The sequence below is a fragment of the Streptomyces sp. NPDC050145 genome (assembly GCF_044460245.1).
GTDB lineage: Bacteria > Actinomycetota > Actinomycetes > Streptomycetales > Streptomycetaceae > Streptomyces.
Genome location: NZ_JBITJS010000022.1, coordinates 96819 through 116716, shown reverse-complemented (window position 1 = coordinate 116716; position 19898 = coordinate 96819). Strand labels below are relative to the sequence as shown.

General features: G+C 69.4%; 22 protein-coding genes. 18 read left to right on the top strand and 4 right to left on the bottom strand.

Translation table 11 applies throughout. From position 1 onward, the window contains the following. The first annotated feature begins 87 nt into the window (after positions 1 to 87). The 6 genes from ACIBTU_RS34250 to ACIBTU_RS34225 all read left to right on the top strand — a co-directional run bounded on the left by ACIBTU_RS34250 (position 88) and on the right by ACIBTU_RS34225 (position 4813). Entirely contained in the window at positions 88 to 867 is a 780-nt protein-coding gene (locus ACIBTU_RS34250) for a hypothetical protein (protein ID WP_399130575.1), read from the top strand. Continuing rightward, on the top strand, positions 864 to 1664 hold the full coding sequence (locus ACIBTU_RS34245; RefSeq protein WP_399130574.1) for a hypothetical protein: 801 nt from the start codon (positions 864 to 866) through the stop codon (positions 1662 to 1664). The genes ACIBTU_RS34250 and ACIBTU_RS34245 overlap by 4 nt, the downstream gene beginning before the upstream one ends. Then, positions 1661 to 2494, top strand: coding sequence for a hypothetical protein (locus ACIBTU_RS34240; RefSeq protein WP_399130573.1), 834 nt, complete (start codon positions 1661 to 1663; stop codon positions 2492 to 2494). The genes ACIBTU_RS34245 and ACIBTU_RS34240 overlap by 4 nt, the downstream gene beginning before the upstream one ends. Before the next feature lie 237 nt (positions 2495 to 2731). Further along, positions 2732 to 3304, top strand: a complete 573-nt coding sequence (locus tag ACIBTU_RS34235; RefSeq protein WP_399130572.1) for an FABP family protein — start codon at positions 2732 to 2734, stop codon at positions 3302 to 3304. Positions 3305 to 3345: 41 nt separating this feature from the next. Next, the gene (locus ACIBTU_RS34230; protein WP_399130571.1) at positions 3346 to 3798 is read left to right on the top strand and encodes a Fur family transcriptional regulator; all 453 of its coding nucleotides are present in this window, start codon (positions 3346 to 3348) and stop codon (positions 3796 to 3798) included. A gap of 34 nt (positions 3799 to 3832) precedes the next feature. Beyond that, positions 3833 to 4813, top strand: coding sequence for a YgfZ/GcvT domain-containing protein (locus ACIBTU_RS34225; RefSeq protein ID WP_399130570.1), 981 nt, complete (start codon positions 3833 to 3835; stop codon positions 4811 to 4813). Positions 4814 to 4822: 9 nt separating this feature from the next. Here ACIBTU_RS34225 and dtd read toward each other — a convergent pair whose 3' ends face one another. After that, a complete protein-coding gene (gene dtd, locus ACIBTU_RS34220; RefSeq protein WP_399130569.1) occupies positions 4823 to 5248 on the bottom strand; it encodes a D-aminoacyl-tRNA deacylase in 426 nt (141 codons plus the stop codon). Positions 5249 to 5441: 193 nt separating this feature from the next. Between dtd and ACIBTU_RS34215 the strand changes: the two genes are divergently transcribed. Further along, positions 5442 to 6008, top strand: a complete 567-nt coding sequence (locus ACIBTU_RS34215) for an ABC transporter substrate-binding protein (RefSeq protein ID WP_399130568.1) — start codon at positions 5442 to 5444, stop codon at positions 6006 to 6008. 258 nt (positions 6009 to 6266) lie between these two features. After that, a complete protein-coding gene (locus ACIBTU_RS34210; protein ID WP_399130567.1) occupies positions 6267 to 7532 on the top strand; it encodes a GNAT family N-acetyltransferase in 1266 nt (421 codons plus the stop codon). A 147-nt stretch (positions 7533 to 7679) separates the two neighbouring features. Here ACIBTU_RS34210 and ACIBTU_RS34205 read toward each other — a convergent pair whose 3' ends face one another. Both ACIBTU_RS34205 and ACIBTU_RS34200 read right to left on the bottom strand, forming a co-directional pair. After that, entirely contained in the window at positions 7680 to 7865 is a 186-nt protein-coding gene (locus tag ACIBTU_RS34205) for a hypothetical protein (RefSeq protein WP_188337721.1), read from the bottom strand. Between the two features lie 177 nt (positions 7866 to 8042). Next, entirely contained in the window at positions 8043 to 8234 is a 192-nt protein-coding gene (locus ACIBTU_RS34200; protein ID WP_399130566.1) for a hypothetical protein, read from the bottom strand. 207 nt (positions 8235 to 8441) lie between these two features. Between ACIBTU_RS34200 and ACIBTU_RS34195 the strand changes: the two genes are divergently transcribed. The 6 genes from ACIBTU_RS34195 (at position 8442) to ACIBTU_RS34170 (ending at position 13957) form a co-directional block, all read left to right on the top strand. Beyond that, the gene (locus tag ACIBTU_RS34195; protein WP_399130565.1) at positions 8442 to 9362 is read left to right on the top strand and encodes a winged helix-turn-helix domain-containing protein; all 921 of its coding nucleotides are present in this window, start codon (positions 8442 to 8444) and stop codon (positions 9360 to 9362) included. Next, positions 9311 to 10129: an HAD family hydrolase gene (locus ACIBTU_RS34190; RefSeq protein WP_399130564.1), complete on the top strand. Its 819-nt coding sequence runs from the start codon at positions 9311 to 9313 to the stop codon at positions 10127 to 10129. The genes ACIBTU_RS34195 and ACIBTU_RS34190 overlap by 52 nt, the downstream gene beginning before the upstream one ends. A 63-nt stretch (positions 10130 to 10192) precedes the next feature. After that, positions 10193 to 11065 (top strand): winged helix-turn-helix domain-containing protein, encoded by an 873-nt coding sequence (locus ACIBTU_RS34185; protein WP_399130563.1) that lies wholly within the window; start codon positions 10193 to 10195, stop codon positions 11063 to 11065. Positions 11066 to 11146: 81 nt separating this feature from the next. Further along, positions 11147 to 11860 carry an HAD family hydrolase gene (locus ACIBTU_RS34180; RefSeq protein ID WP_399130629.1) on the top strand — a complete coding sequence of 238 codons (714 nt, stop codon included), beginning with the start codon at positions 11147 to 11149 and terminating at the stop codon, positions 11858 to 11860. Between the two features lie 99 nt (positions 11861 to 11959). Next, positions 11960 to 12841 (top strand): GntR family transcriptional regulator, encoded by an 882-nt coding sequence (locus ACIBTU_RS34175; RefSeq protein ID WP_399130562.1) that lies wholly within the window; start codon positions 11960 to 11962, stop codon positions 12839 to 12841. 237 nt (positions 12842 to 13078) lie between these two features. Further along, positions 13079 to 13957, top strand: a complete 879-nt coding sequence (locus tag ACIBTU_RS34170) for a GntR family transcriptional regulator (RefSeq protein ID WP_399130561.1) — start codon at positions 13079 to 13081, stop codon at positions 13955 to 13957. 86 nt (positions 13958 to 14043) lie between these two features. On the opposite strand, the gene ACIBTU_RS34165 is transcribed toward ACIBTU_RS34170, so the two are convergent. After that, positions 14044 to 14754, bottom strand: a complete 711-nt coding sequence (locus tag ACIBTU_RS34165; RefSeq protein ID WP_399130560.1) for an HAD family hydrolase — start codon at positions 14752 to 14754, stop codon at positions 14044 to 14046. 444 nt (positions 14755 to 15198) lie between these two features. Between ACIBTU_RS34165 and ACIBTU_RS34160 the strand changes: the two genes are divergently transcribed. The 4 genes from ACIBTU_RS34160 to ACIBTU_RS34145 all read left to right on the top strand — a co-directional run bounded on the left by ACIBTU_RS34160 (position 15199) and on the right by ACIBTU_RS34145 (position 19857). Then, complete coding sequence (locus tag ACIBTU_RS34160) at positions 15199 to 16062, top strand: phosphotransferase (RefSeq protein WP_399130559.1); 864 nt, start codon at positions 15199 to 15201, stop codon at positions 16060 to 16062. A 57-nt stretch (positions 16063 to 16119) separates the two neighbouring features. Beyond that, positions 16120 to 17025 (top strand): hypothetical protein, encoded by a 906-nt coding sequence (locus ACIBTU_RS34155; RefSeq protein WP_399130558.1) that lies wholly within the window; start codon positions 16120 to 16122, stop codon positions 17023 to 17025. A gap of 28 nt (positions 17026 to 17053) precedes the next feature. Continuing rightward, complete coding sequence (locus tag ACIBTU_RS34150) at positions 17054 to 17734, top strand: TetR/AcrR family transcriptional regulator (RefSeq protein ID WP_399130557.1); 681 nt, start codon at positions 17054 to 17056, stop codon at positions 17732 to 17734. An 89-nt stretch (positions 17735 to 17823) separates the two neighbouring features. Then, positions 17824 to 19857 carry a HelD family protein gene (locus tag ACIBTU_RS34145; RefSeq protein ID WP_399130556.1) on the top strand — a complete coding sequence of 678 codons (2034 nt, stop codon included), beginning with the start codon at positions 17824 to 17826 and terminating at the stop codon, positions 19855 to 19857. The last annotated feature ends 41 nt before the right edge of the window (positions 19858 to 19898 follow it).

The following is a 19898-nucleotide window of genomic DNA, read 5'->3' as shown; positions in this document are numbered from 1 at the left end:
CGACTGACGGGCAACCCCGAGGAGTTGTCGCGGGTCTCCTGTGCGCGCGGATACGGAATCCGCGCCTCGAGTTCCTGGGGGGACCCGTTGGAAGACGTACTCGCACCATCGGCCGAGCCCGGGGCGCCACCCGGTGAGCCGGCCGCCGAGAAGAAGCCGGGCCGCCGTTCCCGCCGCACCGTCGCCCTGATCGCCTGCGCCGCCGTACTGGGCGTCGTCGCCGGCGTCTGCACCGGCTACGCCGTCCAGGTGCAGCGCGACCCCGATCCGCTGCCGCCGCTCGCCCAGCCGGAGATCGCCCAGGCCCGCCAGGGCAAGGCGCCCGCGCCGCTGTCCGCGTCCGCCGACCACCGGGTCCGTACCGACGGCGACCTGCGGCGACTGCTCGTGCCCCGACCCGCCGGGACCCGGAAGTCGGACGCGCAGCAGGGCTGGGTCGACCAGCACGACTTCGCCGAGTACTTCTTCGAGAAGCCGGGACCGATGTTCGGCGAGCTGTCCGACGAGGGCTTCCGCCGGGCCGCCGTCACCGTCTGGGAGAAGGGCAACGCCACGACCTCGGTCCAGCTCGTCCAGTTCCGCGACGCCGAGGAACGCGGCTCCCTCTCCTTCCTGGAGGGCCAGCTCGCCTACATGCCGGGCGACAAATGGGCGGGCAACGCGGGCGAGCCGATCCCGCACAGCTCCAACGGACGCGCCTTCGTGTCCGACCACCCGAAGAGCCAGCCCGGCTACGTACCGATGTACTCGGCCCGGGCGCTCGCCGTGCGCGGCGACATCGCCCTGGACATCCAGATCTACGACACCAGACCCATCCGTATGAAGACGGTCATGAGCCTGGCCGAGCGGCAGTTGGAGCGCCTGTGAGTGACGAGATACCGCAGGAGCCCGAGATGCCGCAGGGACCTGAGATGCAGCAGGTGCCCGAGATCCAGGACCGGCCCGCGCCTCGCCGCCGCCGGTGGACCACCGTCCTGGTCGCCGGCGTCGTGCTGCTCGCCGTCGCCGGCGGTGTCGGCTTCACCGCGGTCACCGTGCGGGACGCCGACCGCACCGCCCCCACCACCGTGTGGGGCGACGCGAAGGAACCGAAGCAGCGGGCCGGCCGCCACCCCGGCGGTGACCTGCGCGAACGCCTCCTGCCCGTCCCCGACGGATACGTACCGGGGCCGGACATCGACGAGTTCGGCAACGACCACGTGATCACCGGCCAGGACGCGGTCGACCGCTTCAAGGCAGGCTCCGACGACCTCCCGGCCCGCCAGCGCGAGGAGCGCCGCAAGGCCGTAGACAAGCTGCGGCTCAAGGGCCTCGCGCTGCGCAGCTACGCCTCCGAGGACGAGGACCTCGTCATCGAGACCCGGCTCGCCGAGATCGGCAACCGGCAGGTCGGCCGGGGCCTGAAGGACTTCCAGTCCGAGTTCCTGCGCGCCCTCGGCGTCTTCAAGAAGGGCCCGAAGATCAAGGGCCACCGCAACGCGGACTGCTTCCTCGCGCCCCGAGAGGGCAAGGACGGCCTCGACCTGCTGACCTGCAGCGCGTACGAGGACGACCTGCTCGTCTCCGTCACCGCGTACGGCCCCAAGTCCCTCGACACCAAGGCCGTGGCCGACCTCCTCGCCCGGCAGCTCGACCACATCTCCTCCCGGGGGGAACTCGTATGACCCACCTCACCGAGACCCCTGAGAACTCCGAGATCCCCTTGGTGCCCGCCGAGAACTCCGAGGCGCCCGCCCCGAAGAAGGACCGCCGTGTCCTGCGCGCCGTCCTGCGCTGGACCGCCGCCGTGCTCGTCCTCGCCGCCGCCGTAGCCGCAAGCGCGTACGGGGTCGTCGAGAGCGACCGGGGCGACCTGCCCGGACTCGCCACCGAGAGCGACGGCCGCTGGGAGTACCCGCGGATCGAGCGGCCCCCGCTCCCGAAGGGCGCCCCCGCGCCGTTCGCCGAGGAGAACCTCCGCGAGGAGCACTTCGCCGACCTGCGCGCCCTGGTGCTGCCCGCCCCGAAGGGCGCCACCGCCGACCGGAAGCTCACCGGCCGCGACGGCTGGCTCGACACCGACGGGTACCTCGCGGAGTACGACAAGGACCACCGCCGCGAGCTCGCCGAGAACCTGAAGGACGGCGGCCTGCGCCATGTCGCCGCCCGGGGCTGGACCATGCCCGACGGCACCCGCACCCGTGTCTACCTGCTGCGTTTCAACACGGGCGCCTTCGCCCGCGACTACCGCAGGACCCTCACGAGCAGCGGGGCGCTCCCGGCCGGCGTGGAGCGCGTCGACCCGGACCACGCGCTCCGGAACAACACCACCGCCGTCCGCTTCACCTATCTGCGGGTCTTCGGCGAGCAGCGCCCCTACGGCAAGGAGCGCGTCCGCTTCGCGTACATCGACGCCGGTGACGTGATGGCCCTGGTCGTGCAGTCGGACGACGGGCACACCCCGGCCGTCCCCTTCCACCAGACGGTCGCCCTGCAGAACCAACTGCTCGGCTGACGGCGCAGCCGACCTCGCCGAGAGAGCCGGATCCCGCACGGATAGAGTGGGGTCCGGCTCTGTCCGCTTACGTTCGCTAGTCCGCTAGTGCCGCTCACCGAGGAGCACCCGTGCTTGAGGCCTTCTTCTCCGCTCTGCTCGTCCTGGTCTGCGTGGGCGTCCTCGCCTTCGCCGGTCTGACCGTGAAGAAGCTGTACCAGGGCCAGCGCTGACCCCCTTCGAGGAAAGCCCCAGATCATGATCGAGATCCCGTCCGACCTGAACCCCGAGCTCGTTCCGCTCGTCTTCCTCCTGGGCAACTGGGCGGGAGCCGGCGTGACCGACTTCCCCGGCGCCGAGAAGGCCAATTTCGGCCAGGAGGTCAGTTTCACCCACGACGGGCGGGACTTCCTCGAGTACCACTCGCGCACCTGGATCCTCGACCAGGACGGCAACAAGGTGAAGCCGCTCGAGACCGAGTCCGGCTTCTGGCGGATCGACAAGGACCGCAAGGTCGAGGTCGTGATGGTCCGCGACGACGGCGTCGTCGAGGTCTGGTACGGCGAGCTGGCCGACAAGAAGCCGCAGATCGACCTGGTCACGGACGCGGTGGCCCGCACGGCGGCCTCCGGCTCGTACAGCGGCGGCAAGCGTCTGTACGGCTACGTGAAGAGCGACCTGATGTGGGTCGGCGAGAAGGCGACCCCCGAGGTCCCGCTGCGCCCCTACATGTCGGCCCAGCTCAAGAAGGTCGTCTCGCCGGAGGACGTCGCCGAGATGGCCCGCAACCTCCCGGACATGCCCGACGACGGCATCGCCTTCTTCAAGTAGGACCTCCAGGTCTTCGGCGGCCAGGTCTTACACTCGGCGGTGTGGTGAGCACCGACTGGAAGAGCGACCTGAGGCAGCGCGGCTACCGGCTGACGCCGCAGCGTCAGCTTGTCCTCGAAGCCGTCGACACCCTGGAGCACGCGACCCCCGACGACATCCTGTGCGAAGTGCGCAGGACGGCGTCGGGGATCAACATCTCGACGGTCTACCGGACCCTGGAGCTCCTGGAGGAGCTCGGCCTGGTCAGCCACGCCCACCTCGGGCACGGCGCCCCCACCTATCACCTGGCCGACCGCCACCACCACATCCACCTCGTGTGCCGCGACTGTACGAACGTGATCGAGGTCGACGTCGACGCGGCCCAGGACTTCACCGCCAAGCTGCGCGCCGAGCACGGCTTCGACACCGACCTCAAGCACTTCGCGATCTTCGGCCGCTGCCGCGACTGCGCGGCCCGCGCCGCCGCCCAGGATCCGGGGGACCCGCAGGAATAAGCGGGTCCGGGCCGTCGTCGTAGTCTGTGTGACCATGCAGCGACATTCCACGAGCAGCCCCCTGCTGACCCTGCCCGGCGCCGTTCCCGGCGAGGGCCGGGACGAAGGCGTCGCCGCGCACTACGGCGACCTGTTCCGCGAGCAGCGGGCCCTCGCCGACGGCCGGGGCGTCGTCGACCTCTCCCACCGCGGGGTCATCACGGTGACCGGCGACGACCGGCTGAGCTGGCTGCACCTGCTGCTCACCCAGCACGTCAGCGACCTGCCGCCGGGCCAGGCCACCGAGGCCCTGATCCTGTCCGCGAACGGGCACATCGAGCACGCCCTGTACCTCGTCGACGACGGCACGACGACCTGGGCGCACATCGAGCCCGGCACGGGGGAGGAGCTCCTCGCGTACCTGGAGTCGATGAAGTTCTTCTACCGGGTCGACGTCGCCGACCGCACCGACGAGTTCGCCGTCGTCCACCTGCCCGCCGGCTCCATCGCCCCGGTGCCGGACGGTGTGGCGGTGCGCGAGACGGCGTACGGCCGCGACCTGTTCCTGCCCCGCGCCGACCTGGAGTCGTACGCGTCGGACAACGGCCCGGCGGTGGGCCTGCTCGCCTACGAGGCGCTGCGCGTCGAGCAGCACCGGCCGCGCGTCGGCCTGGAGACCGACCACCGCACCATCCCGCACGAGCTGGGCTGGATCGGTTCGGCCGTCCACCTCCAGAAGGGCTGCTACCGGGGCCAGGAGACCGTCGCCCGCGTCCAGAACCTGGGCAAGCCGCCGCGGCGCCTCGTCTTCCTGCACCTCGACGGCAGCGAGGTGCACCTGCCGCCGCACGGCGCCGAGGTGCGGCTCGCGTCGGACGGCCCCGAGGGCCGCAAGATCGGCTTCGTCACCACCTCGGCCCGCCACCACGAGCTGGGCCCGATCGCCCTCGCCCTGGTGAAGCGGAACGTGCCGGTCGACGCGGAGCTGATCGCGGAGACCACGGCCGCCGCCCAGGAAGTAGTCGTCGAGCCCTGACCTGCCGGGTCACATCTCCAGCAGGACGGTGAACGGGCCGTCGTTCGTCAGGGACACCCGCATCTGCGCCCCGAACCGGCCCGTCGCCACCGTCGCGCCCAGCGCCCGCAGCTGCGCCACGACCTCGTCGACCAGCGGCTCGGCGACCGGGCCGGGCGCCGCCGCGTTCCAGGTGGGCCGGCGGCCCTTGCGGGCGTCCCCGTAGAGCGTGAACTGGCTGATCACCAGCAGCGGCGCGTCGATGTCGCTGCACGACTTCTCGTCGCCGAGCATCCGGATCGACCAGAGTTTGCGGGCCAGTTGGGCCGCCTTCTCCTTCGTGTCCTCGTGCGTGACCCCGACGAGGACGCACAGGCCCTCGCCCTTGATCTCGCCGACCGTCTCGCCTTCCACGACGACGCTCGCGCCGTCCACTCTCTGCACCACTGCACGCATACGGTCATCATGCCGTGCCGCCCCTACCCGTTCGGACGCCCTCCCGAACCCCCCATCCGGGGCGGATATGGGGCAACGCGCGCGAAGCGGCCACCCGGAGTGGCACGATGCTTCCACGTGGTGCGCCAGGGGCGCACGGCGTCGGTCCGGTCGAGGGGACGGTACACAGCCCATGGATACGCACGCGCATCCCATGAACCACACGCCGAGCACGGGGCTGCCCGGCCTGTCCCGGACGCCGGTGCAGCGCGTCGACAGCCCCGAGCTGCCCGCCGCCCCCACACCCGACCTGCCCGCGCTGAGCCTCGCCGAGCTGCGGGCGGTGCGGCGCGACTCGCAGCGGGACGAGGCCGATCTGTCGTACGTACGGCGGCTGCTCCAGGGCCGGATCGACATCCTGCGGGCCGAGCTGGCCCGGCGCCGGGACCCGGAGTCCCCGGTGGTGGACCGGCTCTCCGAGATCCTGCGGGACCAGCCGACGGGGCAGCGCTCCTCGGCCCGGCACGTCACGCTGGGCACGCCGCACAGCGAGGAGTTCCGGTCACTGGCCGAGGGGATGCTCGCGGAGGTCGAGCTGTCGGATCTCGGGGCGCGGACGGACGCGGAGCTGGATGCGGGGATGGGGCGGCTCGTGCGGTTCGAGCAGCAGGTGTCGCGGCGCCGGCAGGTCCTGCAGCGGGTCGCCGACGACTGCAGCGGCGAGATCGCGCGCCGCTACCGCGAGGGTGAGGCGCGGGTTTCCGATCTGTTGGGGGGCTGAGCGGTCTCGCCGCGGGCTGCGGGCCGGTGGGGGCTGGTCGCGCAGTTCCCCGCGCCCCTGGAGATGCGCACTTCGTGCGCGATCTCCATCGGGGCGGTGACCCATCTGGGAAATGCGACGCGAAGCGTCTGCATTTCAGGGGCGCGGGGAACTGCGCGAGAAGCCCCACCCGCCGGCACTCGGCGACGAGACCGGCGGAGCTACGGCGGCGGCCGTAATCCGGGCGACACAGGCGCGGGCCCGACCTAGCGTGACCCCATGACGACCCGCCCCGGCCCCGCCGAAACCGTCCGCCCGATCACCCCGGAAGAAATCCGGACCTGGAGCCGCGCGCTCAACACGGGCTTCGTCCGCTCTCCCACCGTCTCCGACGAAACGGTCGACCGCCGCCGAGCCCAGTTCGACCTCTCCCGCGTCCGCGGCGCGTTCACGGACACGGGCCGGGCCGTCGCCACGTTCCGCTCCTTCGCCCAGACCCTGACCGTCCCCGGCGGAGCAACCGTCCCCACGGACGCGATCACGAACGTCACGGTCAGCCCCACGCACCGCCGCCGCGGCCTGCTCACCCGCATGATGGCCGACGACCTCGCGGAGGCGAAGGAGCGCGGCGACGTCGCGGCGACGCTGATCGCCGCCGAGTACCGCATCTACGGCCGCTACGGCTTCGGCCCCGCCACCACGGCGACGACCTGGGAGATCGACGTCCCCCGCACCGGCCTGGACCCGCGCTGGTCGGCCCCCGAGGACGGCGCCACGATCGAACTGGTCGACGCGGCGGAGTACCGCAAGGAGGGCCCGCAGCTGCACGACCGCCTCCGCACCCGGGTCGCCGGCATGGTCTCCCGTCAGCCGTCCTGGTGGGAGCGCGACACGGGCCTCGCGGTGGCGCCCGAGGAACCGTGGACCGAGCCGTTCTTCGCCCTGTACCGCTCGGCGCGCGGCGAGGTCGAGGGCCTGCTCCGGTACCGGATCGAGGGGAAGTTCAGCGACGCGGTGCAGCCGGTGTGCACGGCGACGGTGCTCGACCTGTTCGGGGCGACACCGGCCGCCGAGCGCGCGCTGTGGCACTACGTCTGCGCGATCGACTGGGTGACGGTCGTGCGGAGCGGCCTGCGCGCCCCCGACGATCTGCTGCCCGACCTGCTGCCCGACCCCCGGGCGGCCCGGATCGTGCGGCAGGCGGACTCGATGTGGGTGCGGATCCTGGACGTCGCAGCGGCCCTGGAGGCGCGGTCGTACGGGACGAGCGGGAAGCTGGTTCTCGAGGTGCGGGACGAGGCGGGGCTCGCCGGGGGACGGTTCGCGTTGGAGGCGGCGCCCGACGGCGCGGTGTGCGCGCCGAGCGCCGCGGCACCCCAGCTCACGCTCGGGGTCGCGGAGTTGGGGGCGCTGTGGCTGGGCGAGGCGTCCGCGGTGCGGCTCGCGGCCCTGGGCCGGGTGGTCGAGGAGGAGGCGGGCGCCGCCGCCGTTGCCGACGCCCTGCTGCGTACGTCGCGGCGCCCGTGGTGCCCCGACATGTTCTGATCCGCTGCGCTGTACCTGCTGCCGAACCGGCGAACCGGCGAACCGGCGAACCGGCGAACCGGCGAACCGGTGAACCGGTGAACCGGCGACTGGATGATCTGTTGAAGACCGACCGGGCTCCCGGCTCCCCTCCGGAAGGGAGCCCGGTCAGCCGCTCTGGGCCAGCAGCATGACGAGGACGACCGCCCCGATGCCGCTGATCACGGTGTTCTTGGCCTTGAGGCCGACGGAGAGCGCGATGAAGGCGATGATGCCCATCGGCCCGTACTTCCACTGGATGAGCTGTTCGAAGCCGATGGCGAGCGCGGCGACGACGATGGCGAAGAGCGGCATGGTCTTGACCTCCTTCGGGCGGTGACACGGACCAACCTCTGTGACTGACGCCAACCTGCGAGGCGGGCCGACCATGTCGGCCAAGTTGGTCACCAACTCATTGGTACTTATCTCCGCTGTGTTCCGAGTCATAACCACCTTCACGTCAACTCCCCAAAGATGGCGGGAAGTTGAGGCTCAGTGGAGAGCGGGACCTGCGACCATGATCGCGAGCAGGACCGCCCCGATGGAGCTGCATGTGGCGTTCCGGGCCTTGAGGCCGATCGTCAGGAGCAGCAGACCCGCGATACCGGCCGGGCCGTAGTGCCACTGGACGAGCTGCTCGAAGGTGATCACGAACACCGCGGAGAGGAGGCTCAGGAAGGGCATGGCTCTTACCTCCTTGGGTACGACGAACGTGGTGCGGGAGGGTTGGTCCAGGTAACTGCCAGCCACGGCCACCTTGCGCCAAGTTGGCAACCAACTGCACCATGGTTGTCCCCGCTTGGTCGCTGTGGATAAACAAGGTTCCAACAACTCCCACCAAATCCGTGGAAGTTGTAGCGTTTGGTTGTGACTCAGGAGAGCGTGGCGGACATGGCTGGAAGTGCAGGCACGCAGGCCGCGGCGGGTACGGGCGCCGGGGCGGCCCTGAACGGGGGCGGCAGACGGCCCGGAGCGCAGGAGATCGCGGACGAGCTGCGCGAGCGCATCAGGGCGGGCGTCCTGAGGGCGGGCGACCGGCTGCCGACGCAGGCGACGCTCGCCGGGCAGTTCGACGTGGAGCGCGGCACGGTCCGTCAGGCGCTCCAACTCCTGGAGGCCGACGGACTCCTGGCCAACCGCAGCAAGGGCAGCCCGCCCCGCATCGCCCCCTCCACCCCGGCCGGTGAGGAACCGCAGCCCACGATGGTCGCGCTCTCCCCGCGCCTGGTGGAGGCCTTCCAGGCGCCCCGGGTCCGCATCGACGCCGTCTGCATGACCTCCGAGACCCTGATGCTGGCCCTCGGCGAGCCGCTCCGGCTGATCCACGAGGGCCGGATGCGCCCCGAGTCCATCGATGTCCGCATCCTGCTGCCCAGCCGCGACATCGACCTGGCCTTCCCCGTCCCGGTCTCCGACACCGGCCAGGGCGACGGCGAGGACCCCGTCCACCGGCGCTGGCTCGCCACGCGCAACGCGCAGGGCCAGGTCCTGCGCCACAACCTCCGCTCCCTGCGCTCCTCCCACGGCATCGACGTGAACGTCACCTTCCGCGCCCTGCCGTTCACTCCGCCGGTCAAGCTCTACCTGCTCAACGAGGAGGAGGCCCTCCTCTCGTACTACATGGTCACGCGCCGCGAGGAGGAGATCGACAGCGGCACGACCCTCGAGATGTACGCCGCCACCGGCACCCAGGCCCTCCTCTTCTCCTTCGAACACCGCGCCGGCCACCGCGACCGCGCCTTCGTGAAGGAGTCCCAGAAGTGGTTCGCCGCCCTCTGGGAAACCATCACGTCGGACCTGACACTCACCTAGTGACTTCAGAAACGACGCAGCAGACTGTTCCTGTGGCTGAAGAGACGCAATCGCAGCGGGAGATGATCGATCCCGAACTGATCGGACTGCTCAGGGGCACGCGTGTCGTGCTCTTCGACTTCGACGGGCCCATCTGCCGGCTGTTCGCGGGCCGCCCGGCCCTCGGGATAGCCGAGTTGCAGGAGCGCTGGCTGGAGTCGCAGGGGCTCGGCGAGATGCTCACGGACGAGGAGCGGGAGCTGCGCGACCCGCACGGCACGCTGGCCCGCCTCGCCCGCGACAAGCCACGGACCGACCTGGTCATGGACCTGGAACAGAGCCTGACCGCCCAGGAACTCCGCGCGGTCCCCACCGCCTGGCCCACCCCCTACGCGGACCCGCTGATCCGCACCTGGTGCGCGGTGGGCGTCCGCCTCGCGATCACCACGAACAACTCGGCGGAGGCGGCGCGGCGGTACGTACGCGAGCGCGGCCTGTCCGACTGCTTCGAGCCGCACATCTACGGGCGCGAGGCGAGCGACCTGGACCGCCTGAAGCCCGATCCGTGGTCGCTGCAGCGGGCATTGAAAGAGATGGGCGCGGATCCCTCCACCGCGCTGATGTTGGGCGATGCCGCGAGTGACTGTGCGGCCGCTCGCGCCGCCGGAGTGGCGTTCCTCGGCTACGCCCGCAACGCGACCAAGGCGGCGGCATTGCGGGAGGCGGGCGCCCGGCACCTGGTCGGGGATCTCGAACCGGTCCTGACTGCGGTACGCGCGCTCGGCTGACGTATCAGCGGGTCTGGTGGGGTAGAGCTCGACCATGGGTGAAACATGGACGCTGGAACCCACATGACATACATCGGCCGGCCCTCGGCGACGGGTATTGCCGACGCGCTGCGCGCGCAGATCTCGTCCGGGGAACTGACCCCGGGATCCAAGCTCCCGACCCAGGCCGAGCTGGCCCGGGAGTTCGGGGTGCAGCGCGGGGTGGTCCGTCAGGCGCTGAAGGGCCTGGAGGCGGAAGGCCTGCTCACCTCGATCGGGCGAGGCAGCCCGCCGGAGGTGGCGGAGGGCGTGCGGACGGCGCCGGTTCGCGACGTGACGCTGTCCGCGCGCAGCATTCTCGGGCCCCGGCTCGAAGCGGCGTTCGAGGCTCCGCATGTGCAGCTGGACGTGGTCACTCTGACCTCCGAGACGATGATGTTCGCCTTCGGCCAGTTGATGGGCGCCCTGTACGCGCAGCCGGAGCGGCCCGAGTCGGTGCGGGTGCGGGTGCTGCTGCCCCGGGTCGACGACCGGCTCGACTATCCGGCGCCGGAGAAGGGCTGGGGGCACGACGAGAAGCTCGACCAGGCCATGGACCGGCGGAACAAGGCGCAGAGCGCCAACCAGCGCACGATCCTGACGGGCATCCTCGCGCGGATGCGCAAGGAGCTCGACATCGACGTGAGCCTGGAGTTCCGCGCCCTGCGCGGCACCCCGACCCGCAAGGTGTACCTGCTGAACCGGCGGGAGGCGCTGTTCGGGCACTACATCCCGGGCAGCTTCCTGCGGGACGTCGACGGGTACGAGGAGCCGGTCATGCTGCGTGACGTGGAGGGCGCGGAGACGCCCATGCTGACCTTCGAGAAGGGCCACGGCGCCCGGGGCGACGCGATGGTGGACTCGGAGCAGCTGCTGTTCGACCGGGTCTGGGAACACGTTGCGCAACCGTGGGGGTGAAGCGAGCCGACACGTGGATGCACTGACGCCTTCCTGGTGACTTCACATTCGACGAAGCAGACTGTTCATGTGGCTGACGAGATGGAATCACAGTGGATACCGATCGGTCTGACCGAGCTGATACGGAGAGCCCGATACGTGCTCTTCGATTTTGATGGGCCGATCTGCAGGCTGTTCGCGGGCCGCAAAGCACCAGACATCGCCAGGGAGCAAGTGGAGTGGCTCGATCGCCAGGGACTCGGCGGCGCGCTGACGTCGGCCGAACGCGAGGACGCGGACCCGCAGAACGGGTTGCGCGCCTTGGGCCTGCACAGGCCTGAGAGTGACTTGGTCGTGGAAATGGAGAAGCGACTGACGAGGGAGGAACTGCGCGCCGTAGCGTCGGCATGGCCCACCCCGTACGCGGACCCGCTCATCCGAACATGGGTGGCGTGCGGTGCTCGGTTGGCTATCACCACCAACAACTCGCCTGAAGCCGCCACGCGTTATGTGGAAGGCCGTGGCCTGGCTGCGTGCTTCCACCCCCACATCTATGGTCGCACCCAAGATTTCGAACTTCTCAAGCCGAATCCGCATTGCCTGCATCGCGCGCTGAATGCGATGGGTGCCGATCCTGTTGCCACGGTGATGATCGGTGATACCCCTACGGACCTCCAAGCCGCCGAGGCAGCAGGTGTTGCCTTTCTCGGATACGCCCGCAATAAGCGTGAGGCGGTCCGTCTGGAAGAGGCAGGTGCTTCCTTCGTGGTCCGATCTCTTAAGCCCATCCTCACGATTCTTGGGGCACGTCTCTGACCTGCCCTGATTCTCATCCGTCGACAAGCCGGGTGGAGTTGGCAGCCAACTGGCGTAGAGTTGACGGAACTTGGCACTGGCAGGACGGGAGTGTGGCGCATGAACGACAAGAGCGGCACCGGTCCCCGAGTCACCTCCGAAGAGATAGCCGACGAGCTGCGCGAACGGATCAGGACCGGCGCCCTGAAGGCGGGAGTCCGCCTGCCCACGCAGGCCGCACTGGCCAAGGAGTTCGGGGTGGAGCGCGGGGCGGTCCGTCAGGCCCTCCACCGGCTCCAGTCCGACGGACTGCTCACGAATGTGAGCCGGGGCAGCCCGCCCCAGGTCGCCCCCGGTTCCGAGACCCCCGCCCCGGGCGCCCGCTCCGCCCGCAGCATCCTCGTACCGCGCCTCCAGGCCGCGTTCGAGGAGGAGCACGTCCAGGTCGACGTCGCCTGCCTGACCGCCGAGACCCTGATGCTGGCCCTGGGCGAGGCGCTGCGGGTCGTGTACGACGGCTCGAACCGCCCCGCGTCGATCCGCCTGCGCCTGCTGCTGCCGAGCCTGGAGCAGGACCTCGACTATCCGTCTCCGGCGGACGGCTGGGGGCAGGACGCGAAACTGGACGACGCGGTCCGGGCCAGGACCCGGGCGCAGCGGACGGCCCAGAGCACGGTTCTGAGGAACTCGATGGCGGGCCTGCGCCGCTTCGGCGTGGACGCCCGGATCGACATCCGATACACCGTCGGCACGCCCAGCCGGAAGGCGTATCTCCTGAACCGTCGGGAGGTGCTCATCGGGCACTACATCCCCGCGCTGATGGAGCGTGAGGTCGAAGAGTTCGAGGGCGGGCGCTCCGTCGTGCTGTGTGACGTCGAGGGTTTCGACACCCCGATGTTCGTCTTCGACCGGGCGAACGGGGCGGTCGAGGCCGCCTTCGTGCAGGGCGAGCAGAAGATGTTCGACGGACTCTGGGAGCACGTACCGAAGCGCCGAGCTTGATGCGTAGACGCTGATGCGGCCAGCCAGCCTGAAGGCACAGCGAAGCAGTGCGATGGAGAGTTCCGGTACGCGAATCATGGCCCACGCCCGATCCATCTCAACCACTCAGTCCAATTGGGCTGAGTGGACTTGAATTGGGTGTCCCCGATCCGGCAGATCATTAAGCAACAGGCCAGTGCTGTAAGGAAGCGGACTGGATCTGGTGTTCTGTTGGGCTGGCGGAGGTAGGTTCCCGATGTGACGGCTGAGAGGGGTGGCGCCATCGGCGGCAGGGAAGTCTTCCGTGTCGTGGAGGAACTGCGTGTGCGCATGGCCGGCGGTGTCTACCCGCGCGGCTCCCTTCTACCGTCGCAGCGTCGGCTGGCGGACGATTTCTCGGTGTCCCGCGACACGGTGCAGCGGGCACTGGACGCGCTGAAGGAAGAGGGCTGGATCGAGGCGCGGCAGGGCAGCGGTACGCGTGTCATCCGGGAGCAACAGGTGCAGTCGTACACGGCCAAGGCGTCGGTCGAGGGAAGCGTGACGCTGCGAGAGTTCTTCGACGAGGCGTTCTCCGGTCCCGAGGTGGTGCTGGATGTCAGCACACTGACGTCGGAGTCTCTGGCCACGCAGATCAAGGCGCAGACGGAGCGGATCCGGTCCGGAGAGGTTGTGCCCAGCCGGATCGCCATCCGGATGCTGTTGCCGACCGAATCGCTCGTCCTGCCGTACCCCGTGGCACTGGAGGATCAGAACGGCAGGTTGACCCCGCGGCTGAAGCAGCGGCTGCTGGAGATCACGCACGAGCACAGCTCCGCACTGCGTCGGGAGCTGCGCCAGCTGGAAGTGGAGAAGCTGGTCGAGTCGGCTGCGATGGAGATCCGGCATGTGGATCTGACGCCGACCTTCAAGCTGTACCTGATCAACGGGACCCAGGCGTTGCACGGCCCCTACGAGGTCATCGAGCGGCCGATCGTGTTGAGCGAGCACGAGACGGTCCGAGCCCTGGACATCCTGGGCGTGGGGGCGAAGCTCACCCACTACGTGAGGGACGACAACCCTGAGTCGCGCGGGTCAGTCTTCACCGATTCCTGGCAGGCGTGGTTCGAATCCGTCTGGACGCACCTGGCCCGTTGAGGCTGGAAAACAGCTGTGATCGATACGCGGAGGGCTTGGTGCGGAACGCCCCCTCGTTCCCGGCCTGCGACGGGTCCTGTCCCTCGTCACTCGGCCGCACACGGGAGCGAGCCAAGCAGTTGGGCCAGACACGCCACTGTTGCATCTGCCCCCAGCTTAAGCATCTGTTCACGTTCGCTTTCGTCATCCGTGCAACCGATGAACAGGGTTCCTGCTGCCAAGGCAGCCTCCAGGTCGGAGACCTTGTCTCCGATCATCAGGCAGCGGTCCGGGGCCAGCCCAAGACCGTCCACGGCGCGGAGAACACTGTCCGGATGAGGCTTCATCCGCTGAAGAGCCTCCGAGTCACGGCCATAGATCCGGTCTGAGAACGGGGCTCCCATGCCCTCACGATCGAGGAACTCGCGGATCGGTCCTGGGGCGTTGTTGCTGGAGACGGCCAGAGCTTTGCCCAGGGCAACCAGCTGGCTCACCAGTTCCTGGACGTGCTCTGTGGGGTGGACGGTACGAACCGCCTCGTACTCTGCATCGGTCACCAGTTGCGCCACGATGCCGCCCGCGGCAGAGGTGTCCTGGCGGAGATCCTGGAGGATGGCGTGCGAGTCGCGCAGGTCTGTGATCGAGAGCGGTAGCCGGCCCAGGCCGTCCTGGACCGCTTGCTTGATCTTCTCGGCATGCAGCGCGGTGCCGTCCGGGAAGAGCGCGCAGATCGGGCCGTCGAAATCGAAGATCACGCCGTCGGCCTCCTGTAGGAGTCGGGCTAGATCATGGTCGTACGTCGGTGTCCCGTCGCTCATGTCGCCAGTCTGAGGTATTCGCGTCGTCAACGGAGACCTTGCCGCGTCGCGTTCTTCGCGAACGCGTCGTACGTCTGCGCAGGTATGTAGCTCGTTCAGAGTCTTTGCCTCTCGAACTGAGGGGGGTTCGGCACCTTGGGGCGGTTGGGGCGGAGTAGCGTGCGCCAGCAACGGCGTGACACGTGAGCCGGGACTGGCGCGAAAGAAGCGGCGATGGCATTGGAAGTTCCTTCGGAGGCCTGGCGCAAGGCCGCTGCCCTGAACGGAGGCATGCCGGAGATCGAGGGGCCTCTTCGGGGGTACCACCACGAGACTTACGTAGTCTCGCTCGCCGGCCGGACCACGCATCCCGAGGGGGTTCGCTGGAAGTGCAGGGAGCCTCGGCCTGGGCTCTTCTGGTTCGACCGCCGATGCTTCGTACGAGAAGAACCTCTTGTCGGTGCCTTGAAGGACTATGTCACCCGGGTCCCCGAGATCATCGAAGTAGAAGGCGTTCTTCTGCAGCGTTTTGTCGAGGGAGTCACCTTGGGGGCCAGGTACCGGTCCGCCACGCAGGTCCCGGAACGCTTCCAGCGGCAGATTATGCAGGTGTTCGCAGACCTGGCCGCCGTCCGTCCAGAGATGGTGTCCGTCGAACGGCGTTGCGCGCCGGAGGACCGGACGGACGAAGGTGATTCAGCGGGCTTCCTCGAGCGGCTCATGCATTTCATGGAAGTGAACGTCTACCAGGGGCATCTTGGTGAGTTCGGCAGTCTCTTCCAGGCTCTCGGCGTCCATGATGTCGCCTTCAAGTTCCTTCGTGACCGGGTCGAGGGGTTGCGGTCGCGCCCGTTTCACCTGCTCCACGCCGACCTGCACCGGGAGAACTTGATCATCGATCGGCGCGGGCAGCTTTGGCCGATCGACTGGGAGTTGGCAATGTTCGGAGACCCGCTGTACGACCTGGCGACTCATCTGCACCTCATGCGTTATCCGAAGGAACAGGAGAGACGGGTGGTCTCCCTCTGGCGCGATGTGATGCGCACGGCGCGGATGGCCGGGGCTGCCGGATTGACTCGTGACCTTCCTCTGCTCCTGGACTTCAAGCGTGCGCAGTCCGTGTTCACGGATGTCATCAGGACTGCACTGACACTTCGGGAGGTCACGGACGTGGTGAAGCGTGCTGCTCTGCTCCAGGTGTCCGCAGGCAAGTTGCACTGGGTGCTCGAGCGAGGGGCGGCACCGATGGGGTTGGGTCACGTGCCGTCCGCGCGTTCGGTCGGGGTTGCCCTGCAGAGGTGGCTCTCCTGGGGCGTCAACGACCATTGAAGCCCGCTTGATGCCGCGGCTCTTGTCAGTTACGGGCCCGTTCGTGACCATGGAGCGATGATGCGTAACGGGGGCGGTGGACGGGCGCAAAGTCCTGATGGCATAAGGGAGTTGTGGCGGAAATGGGAGCCGAGAGGCATCCGGGTGCTCCTCTTGGCGGTCTCGGTGCTCGGGCTGGTCGCGGGTTTCGTGAAGCCGGTTGGGGACGCCATCCAGGGCAAGACCTACTTCGGTGGCGCCTTGCTCAGCTTGGTGGCCTTTCTGCTCTACGACTCCGTCAAAGCCCTCACAGAAGCGGTTGCGGTGCGAGAGAGCAGGACCGGAGCGGCGGCCATGCGCCACTTCGGCGTGGATGTCGTGGCGGCTTTCGGTGTGGGAAGAGCCGAGATCTGTGTACTGGGGTACACGGGAGAGACCCTGCTGCAGGAGATCAAGGAAGGGCTCGCGGGGCTGAGGAAGGGGCAGGGGAACGTCACGATCCGCGTGCTCGTGCCTGACTTCAGTCAGCCGAGGCTAATCCCGGGACTCAGGCAAGAGGGAGGGTCTTCTGTCGATGATCCCGCCTTCCGCGTGCAGGAGATCCTCCCCAAGTGCAGGTCGGTGTCTGCTGAACTCGCGGGTGCGGTGCGGGACGTAAGTGAGGACATTCGCGTCAGCCGACGCGTGACGTTCGAGTACCTCGTGTATGACGGCGTACCCGATGTGAAGTTGGTGATCCTCAATGACGAGTGCGCGTTGTACGGCTTCTACGACCCGGAGAACACCAGGACCTGGGAAGGGAACTCTTACCGCGATCCGTCAGGTGCCGGGACGCAGCTCACCAGGGTGACGGTCGCAGAAGGCGGAGCCGACGCCAGGCGGGCCATCCACGGTTGGAAGGTCTTCTTCGAGGCCAGGTGGAGCACCGCGCGCGTGCCGGTCTGGCCCAACTCGACCAACGTGGTTCCGCCCGCGTCCGTGTGAGTGTGGCGGAGTTGCATACGCTCCAGCCATGAGCAGCGACACCCCCGTACCCGCCCCCACCCCCGGCCTCCGTGAGCGGAAGAAGCAGCGGACTCGGGAGGTGTTGTCCGAGAGTGCGGTGCGGCTTTTTCTCGAGAAGGGGTACGAGAAGGTGTCGGTCGCCGAGGTGGCCGAGGCGGCGGGGGTGTCCAAGCCGACCGTGTTCCGGTACTTCGCGTCCAAGGAGGATCTCGTTCTTCACCGGTTCGCGGACCATGAGGACGAGGCCGCGCGCGTCGTGGCCGGGCGCGGGGACGGGGAGTCCGTCGTGGGGGCCTTGCGGCGGCATTTTCTGGACGGGGTCGCTCGGCGGGATCCGGTGACCGGGGTCTGTGATCATCCGGCTGTGCTGGCCTATCTGCGGCTGCTGTACGGGACGCCGGCGCTGGTGGCGCGACTCGCGGGGTATCAGGAGCGGTCCGAGCTGGCCCTTGCCGAGGTGCTGGTGGGGGAGGGCTGGGGCGGGGTCGAGGCGCGGCTCGCGGCGGGGCAGGTGGTGACCGTGCAGCGGATTCTGGCGCAGGAGAACGTGCGGCGGGTGGTCGGCGGGGAGTCGGCCGATGAGGTGGCGGAAGGTGCCGCGCGGGCTGCCGAGGTGGGGTTTCGGCAGTTGGAGGGTGGGGTGGGGGGTGGGGGCGGTTCAGGGCGCGTAGGGCGCGCAGGGGCATAGGGGCATAGGGGCATAGGGGCATAGGGCGTCGAGCGGCCAAGAAATGTAACTGAGTTAAGTTTTTGACTTGGTTGCGTTAGCGTGGGGGGATGGACTTTCTCGACTCCTCCGAACCCTTGGTTGTTGAGCGGCGGTATCACGAGCGGTGCCGGGTCGCTCTGGGCGCCATGATCGAGAGCGCCGACCGGCAGGTCGTCATCGGGGAGAACGCCTCCGCCTCCGGGGCCGACGCCGAGGTGCTCGGGTACGAGCTGCGGAGTCAGGCCAAGGGGCTCAAGGAGTTGCCGCGGGCCCCGCTGTTCTTCGGGCGGCTCGACTTCGGGCGCGCGGGTGGTGAGCACGCGGGGCAGAGCTACCACGTCGGGCGCCTGCGGATCAGTGAGGACGCGGCCGCGCCGCCGCTCGTCGTGGACTGGCGGGCGCCCGTCTCCCGCGCCTTCTACCAGGCGAGCGGCAAGGATCCACAGGGTGTGGATACCCGGCGACGGTTCGGGTGGGCGCCGGGGAGTGTGGGGGAATCCGGTGACTTGAGCGGGTTCGAGGACGAGCTGCTCGGCGCCGGTCAGCAGGTGAGTGGCAGTCGGATTCTGGCCGGGGAGATCGAGCGGCCCCGGGTCGGGCCCATGCGGGACATCGCCGCGACCATCCAGCCCGAGCAGGACGATCTCGTACGGGAGGAGGCGGCCGTCTCCCTGTGTGTGCAGGGGGCGCCCGGCACGGGGAAGACCGCGGTGGGGCTGCACCGTGCCGCGTACCTGCTCTACACGTTTCCGCAGCGGGTGCAGCGTTCGGGGCTGCTCGTGCTCGGGCCCAACCGGGCCTTCCTCTCGTACATCTCCGCCGTGCTGCCGGCGCTGGGCGAGGCGGGCGTGCGGCAGTCCACCGTCGAGGAGCTGGTGGGGCGGGGCGAGGCCCGGGGGCGGGACGCGGCGGACTCCGAGGTGCTCAAGCACGATGTGCGGATGGCCGAGGTGCTGCGGCGGGGGCTGTACGCGCGGGTGTCGGCGGACGGGGTGCGCGAGGCGCTCGCCGTGCCCGACGGGTCGTACCGGTGGCGGGTACCGGTCGAGGTGCTGGTGTCCGTCGTCGAAGGAGTGCTGGCCGAGGAACCGCCGTACGAGGTGGGGCGCGAACGGGTACGGAGCCGGGTCGTGCGGTACGTGCGGGAGCTCGCCGAGCGGCGGGCCGGGGCCGTGTCGGCCACGTGGGTACGGCGGGTGGAGCGGGCGCGGTGCGTGAGCGCGTTCGTGGACGCGGTGTGGCCTCGTGTGCGGGCGGAGGAGGTTCTGCACGGGTTGCTGAGCGACGCGGGGGAGCTGGAGCGGGCGGCAGGGGACGGCCTGCTGTCGGAAGGGGAGCGGCGGGGGCTGCTGTGGGGCCGGCCGGCGCGGTCGTGGCGGTCCGTGCGGTGGTCGGCCGCCGATCTGGTGCTGCTGGACGAGATCGCCGGGTTGATCGAGCGGCCCGAGGGTTTCGGGCACATCGTGGTCGACGAGGCGCAGGATCTCTCGCCCATGCAGGCGCGGGTGATCGCCCGCCGGGCGGCGTTCGGGTCACTGACCGTGCTGGGGGATCTCGCGCAGGGGACCACTCCCTGGGCCGCGCGCGAATGGGGCGAGCTGCTGCGGCATCTGGGGAAGCCGGAGGCGGTGGTGGTGCCGCTGACCGTGGGGTTCCGGGTGCCGGGGGCCGTGCTCGAACTGGCGGAGAAGGTGCGGGAGCGGATCGATGTGGCGGTGCCGGGGGCGCGGTCGCTGCGGGCGGACGGGGTGGTGCGGGTGGAACGGGCCGAGGATCTCGGGGCGGGTGTCGTGGGAGCCGTGCGGAGGGCGTTGGGGCGGGAGGGGTCGGTGGGGGTGATCTCCGCGGAGTCGGACGTGGGCGAGGTGCGGGAGGCGCTGCGCGGGGCGGGGGTTCCGGCGGGTGGGGCCGAGGATCTGGGGGAGCGGGTGACGGTGCTCGGCGCCGGGGTGGCCAAGGGGCTGGAGTACGACCATGTCGTGGTGGTCGAGCCGGCGGCGATCGTGGAGGCGGAGGTGCGGGGGCTCGAGCGGCTGTACGTGGTCCTGACCCGGGCCGTTTCCGGGCTGGACGTCGTCCATCGCCGGGAACTGCCGTTCTGAGGGCTGGACGTCGTCCACCGCCGGGAACTGCCGTTCTGAGG

Bases quoted from the DNA above. Each gene is read 5' to 3' on its own strand.
- ACIBTU_RS34240 (WP_399130573.1), top strand. From the start codon at position 1,661: ATGACCCACCTCACCGAGACCCCTGAGAACTCCGAGATCCCCTTGGTG.
- ACIBTU_RS34195 (WP_399130565.1), top strand. From the start codon at position 8,442: ATGGCTGGAAGTGCAGGCACGCAGGCCGCGGCGGGTACGGGCGCCGGG.
- ACIBTU_RS34200 (WP_399130566.1), bottom strand. From the start codon at position 8,234: ATGCCCTTCCTGAGCCTCCTCTCCGCGGTGTTCGTGATCACCTTCGAG.
- ACIBTU_RS34180 (WP_399130629.1), top strand. From the start codon at position 11,147: ATGGAATCACAGTGGATACCGATCGGTCTGACCGAGCTGATACGGAGA.
- ACIBTU_RS34215 (WP_399130568.1), top strand. From the start codon at position 5,442: ATGAACCACACGCCGAGCACGGGGCTGCCCGGCCTGTCCCGGACGCCG.
- dtd (WP_399130569.1), bottom strand. From the start codon at position 5,248: ATGCGTGCAGTGGTGCAGAGAGTGGACGGCGCGAGCGTCGTCGTGGAA.
- ACIBTU_RS34235 (WP_399130572.1), top strand. From the start codon at position 2,732: ATGATCGAGATCCCGTCCGACCTGAACCCCGAGCTCGTTCCGCTCGTC.
- ACIBTU_RS34150 (WP_399130557.1), top strand. From the start codon at position 17,054: ATGAGCAGCGACACCCCCGTACCCGCCCCCACCCCCGGCCTCCGTGAG.
- ACIBTU_RS34145 (WP_399130556.1), top strand. From the start codon at position 17,824: ATGGACTTTCTCGACTCCTCCGAACCCTTGGTTGTTGAGCGGCGGTAT.
- ACIBTU_RS34205 (WP_188337721.1), bottom strand. From the start codon at position 7,865: ATGCCGCTCTTCGCCATCGTCGTCGCCGCGCTCGCCATCGGCTTCGAA.
- ACIBTU_RS34210 (WP_399130567.1), top strand. From the start codon at position 6,267: ATGACGACCCGCCCCGGCCCCGCCGAAACCGTCCGCCCGATCACCCCG.
- ACIBTU_RS34165 (WP_399130560.1), bottom strand. From the start codon at position 14,754: ATGAGCGACGGGACACCGACGTACGACCATGATCTAGCCCGACTCCTA.
- ACIBTU_RS34155 (WP_399130558.1), top strand. From the start codon at position 16,120: ATGATGCGTAACGGGGGCGGTGGACGGGCGCAAAGTCCTGATGGCATA.
- ACIBTU_RS34175 (WP_399130562.1), top strand. From the start codon at position 11,960: ATGAACGACAAGAGCGGCACCGGTCCCCGAGTCACCTCCGAAGAGATA.
- ACIBTU_RS34185 (WP_399130563.1), top strand. From the start codon at position 10,193: ATGACATACATCGGCCGGCCCTCGGCGACGGGTATTGCCGACGCGCTG.
- ACIBTU_RS34225 (WP_399130570.1), top strand. From the start codon at position 3,833: ATGCAGCGACATTCCACGAGCAGCCCCCTGCTGACCCTGCCCGGCGCC.